At 73.3% G+C, this 4,260-nt stretch carries 3 protein-coding genes; 2 read left to right on the top strand and 1 reads right to left on the bottom strand.

Features of this window, described 5'->3' with window-relative positions:
- Nucleotides 1–764, bottom strand: a 764-nt coding sequence (locus ACJA3G_RS31475; RefSeq protein ID WP_406556448.1) for a hypothetical protein, incomplete at its 3' end; no start/stop codon positions are given.
- Nucleotides 765–967: 203 nt separating this feature from the next.
- On the opposite strand from ACJA3G_RS31475, the gene ACJA3G_RS31470 reads away from it, so the two are divergent.
- Nucleotides 968–1,750 carry a S1 family peptidase gene (locus tag ACJA3G_RS31470; RefSeq protein ID WP_406556447.1) on the top strand — a complete coding sequence of 261 codons (783 nt, stop codon included), beginning with the start codon at nucleotides 968–970 and terminating at the stop codon, nucleotides 1,748–1,750.
- 204 nt (nucleotides 1,751–1,954) lie between these two features.
- Nucleotides 1,955–4,260: endo-alpha-N-acetylgalactosaminidase family protein (locus tag ACJA3G_RS31465; RefSeq protein ID WP_406556446.1), on the top strand; the 2,306-nt coding region annotated here is incomplete at its 3' end.

The following is a 4,260-nucleotide window of genomic DNA, read 5'->3' as shown; positions in this document are numbered from 1 at the left end:
GACCCGCCCCGCTCCAGCGCCACCCGCCGGTCCCTGGTGTACCGGCGCCGTCCGGCCCACCCGGCCGCCACCAGTGGCGGCTGCTCCCCGTCGCGGCGGGCGCGGGCGAGGCCGGCCCGGTAGGCCGGGTACGCCTGCGGGCTGGTGAACCACGGCGAGGGGTCCTCGCCGAACACGGCCGCCCGCTTGGCCAGGACGTACCCGAACTCCTCCGGTGTCAGATATCCGAGCTTCTGGCTGGACACCCCGTCCTCGCGGAACGCGTCGAGCAGCAGCCACCCCGCGCCCAGATACGTCGTCACGGTGTCCGTGAGGATCTCGTTGTCCCGCGTCCCGGGGAACGCCAGCCCGAGCCGGTGCAGCAGCACATGGGTGATCTCGTGGGCGAGCGCCGCCCCGATGTCCCGCCGGTGGGCGCGGAAGCGGTCGTTGAGCTCGATGAAGTACTCGGGTCCCGCGGCCAGTTCGACCGAGGCCGCGTGCCGCATCCCGCGGAACCCGACGATCATCCGCGCGTCCGGCAGGCGCAGATGCCGGACCAGGGCCCGGGCGACGCGCTGGGCGCCCAGATGGAGGTCGTCGTGGTCGGCGAAGGCGACGTCGGCGGGCAGCACGCTCGTCGCGTACCCCTGGACCCCGTCGTACGACAGCCGCCGGTAGAGCGCGGTGATTGCCGCCCGTACGGTCTCGATGTGCGGGAACCCGTGGACGACCGGACCCGGCGCCGGTCCGTCCCCCGGTCCGCCCGCGCTCTCGTGGGCCACGCTGCCACCCCCGCAGGACGGTGAACGAGCCTCCACTGTACGGGTGTTGGGGGGGGCGGGGGTCTTCGCGCGCATGGCCGGAAAGCCCTCCTTGTCGCCTGTCCGGACGGCTCTCATAATCCACAGCACGCGCATTGACGCGCCCATGTCATCCCCACGGTGTGTCGGCGCGCGGACGTCCACCCCCCACGAAGGGCAGTCCCTTGAAGAACACACTCACGCGCGCCCTCAAGAGATGTGTCGCCGTCGCCGCGGTCACCCTCGCCGCCTTCACGCTCCAGCCCGCCACCGGCGCCTCGGCGTCACCGACGCCCGTGGTCGGCGGAACCCGCGCCGCCCAGGGCGAGTTCCCGTTCATGGTCCGCCTCTCCATGGGGTGCGGCGGCGCCCTCTACACCCAGCAGATCGTCCTCACCGCCGCCCACTGCGTGAACGGCTCGGGCGCCAACACCTCCATCACCGCGACCACGGGCGTCGTCGACCTCCAGAGCAGCAGCGCGGTCAAGGTGAAGTCGACCCGGGTGCTCCAGGCGCCCGGCTACAACGGCAAGGGCAAGGACTGGGCGCTGATCAAGCTCGCCAAGCCGGTCGCTCAGCCCACCCTCAAGATCGCCACGAACACCCAGTACAACAACGGCACCTTCACCATCGCCGGCTGGGGCGCCCGCAGCGAGGGCGGCGGCCAGCAGCGCTACCTCTACAAGGCGACGGTCCCCTTCGTCTCCGACGCCCAGTGCCAGCAGGCGTACGGCAGCGACCTCGTCCCGAGCGACGAGATCTGCGCGGGCTACGTCGACCAGGGCGGCGTCGACACCTGCCAGGGCGACTCCGGCGGCCCCATGTTCCGCAGGGACAACGACAACGCCTGGATCCAGGTCGGCATCGTGAGCTGGGGACAGGGCTGCGCGGAGCCGGGCTACCCGGGCGTCTACAGCGAGGTCTCGACCTTCGCGGCCGACATCGCGAAGGCGGCGGCGACGCTGTAGCGGGCGCGGCACGGCGTCGTTCGGCCGCGGGCCGGCGGGGAACCGCTCGCGCGGGTCCCCGCGCCGCCGCGGGCGGCCCGGGGCCCGCGGCCGAACCGCTTAGTCCAACACCCGCTCCCCTTTGTCCATGGGCACACCCCCTCCGGCCGCCCCATCGTGACCAGGCACAGGACAGGACACCCCCGTCACGAGGAGGACGCCCACGTGAACGCCGAAGTACGCGGACCGAAGCGGAGGACGGTGGTGGCCGCCACCGCGCTGGCCGGGGCGGGGGCCGCGCTCGGCGCGCCCGGCGCCGCCGGCGCGGCGGCGGACGGCGAGCGCGTCATCCGCTCGCACGACCTGGAAGTACGCCTCGACACCGCCTTCCCCCGCATCGTCTCGTACACCGACCGCGCCACCGGCGCGCAGCTGTACGGACAGCGGGAGCCGGTGCGCGAGGTCGTGATCGACGGTGTGGCGCACACCCCCGCCGTCACCGCGCGGCCGGGCCGCGACCGCGTCGCCTACGCCCTCGCGTTCGGCGACACCGGCACCGCCGTCCAGGTGGAGATCCGCGTCGACGGACACCGCGTCGACTGGCGCGTCACCCGCATCCACGACACCCCCGCGCTGCGCGTCGGCACCCTCCAGATCCCCGGCCTCGCCCTGCTCTCCGTGGGCAGCGAGCAGCCGGGCGCGGTCCTGTACGCCGCCCGGATCCAGCTGGACAAGGCCAGGAGCGGCGACACGCTCGTCCGGGTCACCGCGGACACCGCCCCGGACGCGGCACCCGTCGGCTGCGCCTACGCCGTCGTCGCCCACGACACCCTCGGCGGCGCCGTCGAGACCAACACCGTCTACGACAAGCCCGACAGCGCCGCCGGGACCACCTGGGAGAACGGGCGGCTGTGGCGCCAGACCGTACGGCGGGACGGATACGTCGAGGCGCGGCTCGTCCCGGGCCAGTGGACCCACCGGGCCGCCACCGCCGCCGTCGACGACACCGAGCCCCTGCCGTACGCCACCGTGATCGTCACCGGGGACCGGGGCGGCGACGGCACCGTCGACTGGCAGGACGCGGCCATCGCCTTCCGCGACATCATGGTCGACCCGCTCGGCGCGGACGAGCAGCATCTGCGGGTCGTCCCGCACATCCCCTTCAACTTCGCCTCACAGGCGACCAACCCGTTCCTCGCCACCCTCGACAACGTCAAGCGGATCTCGCTCGCCACCGACGGCCTGCGCCAGTACACCCTGCTCAAGGGCTACCAGTCCGAGGGCCACGACTCCGCCCACCCCGACTACGCGGGCAACTACAACGAGCGCGCCGGCGGCCTCGACGACCTCAACCACCTGGTCCGCGAGGGGAAGAAGTGGAACAGCGACTTCGCCGTCCACGTCAACGCCACCGAGTCCTACCCCGTCGCCCACGCCTTCTCCGAGACGCTGGTCGACAGGACGAACGAGGAGTGGGACTGGCTCGACCAGTCGTACCGCATCGACCAGCGCCGCGACCTGGTCTCCGGTGACATCGCACGGCGCTTCGCCGCGCTGCGCCGCGACACGGACCCGGCGCTGGACGGCCTGTACATCGACGTGTTCCGCGAGTCCGGCTGGACCTCCGACCGCCTCCAGCGCGAGCTGCGCGCCCAGGGCTGGCTGGTCGCCTCCGAGTGGGGCCACGGCCTGGAGCGCTCCTCGCTCTGGTCGCACTGGGCCAACGAGACCGACTACGGCGGCGACACCTCGCGCGGGATCAACTCCCGGCTGATCCGGTTCATCCGCCACCACCAGAAGGACGTCTTCGCCGACAAGTGGCCGACGCTGCTCGGCCACTCCCGGATGGGCACCTTCGAGGGCTGGGTCGGCAAGACCGACTGGACGGCGTTCCACGAGCTGATCTGGACGCACTCGCTGCCCGCCAAGTACCTCCAGGCGTATCCGATCCGGCGCTGGGACGAGCACGAGATCGCCTTCTTCGGGCCCGGCGCCACCGCGGTCTCCGACGCCGACGGCACCCGCCGGATCACCACGGACGGGCGTGTGGTGTACGACGGCGGCACCTATCTGCTGCCCTGGGAGCCGCGCCGCGCGACCGACCCGGCCAAGCTCTACCACTACCACCCGGCCGGCGGCACGACCCGCTGGCGGCTGCCGCGCGGCTGGTCCGGGGCCCGTACCGTCGTCCTGTACCGGCTCACCGACCAGGGCCGCGCCGACGCGCGCGAGCTGCCGGTCCGCTCCGGCACGGTCACCGTCGAGGGCGCGGCGGCCGGACAGCCCTACGTCGTCGTACGCGAGCGGGCCCGCGCCCGTGACCCGCGCTGGGGCCAGGGCACCGGGCTGTACGACCCCGGCTTCCACTCCGGCTCCCTGGAGGGCTGGACGGTCAGCGGCCCGGCCTCCGTCCGGCGCAGCGCGCTCGGCGACTACGAGCTGGTGATCGGCGCGGGCGCGGCGGCCTCGGTCGGTCAGCGGGCGGCCCGCCTCAAGCCCGGCACCTACGCGGCCTCCGTACAGGTCGAGGT

It is taken from the genome of Streptomyces sp. YS-3 (genome assembly GCF_045257485.1).
Taxonomy (GTDB): domain Bacteria; phylum Actinomycetota; class Actinomycetes; order Streptomycetales; family Streptomycetaceae; genus Streptomyces.
Note: the sequence above shows the minus strand (reverse complement) of the source record. Positions and strands in the feature narration are given on the sequence as shown.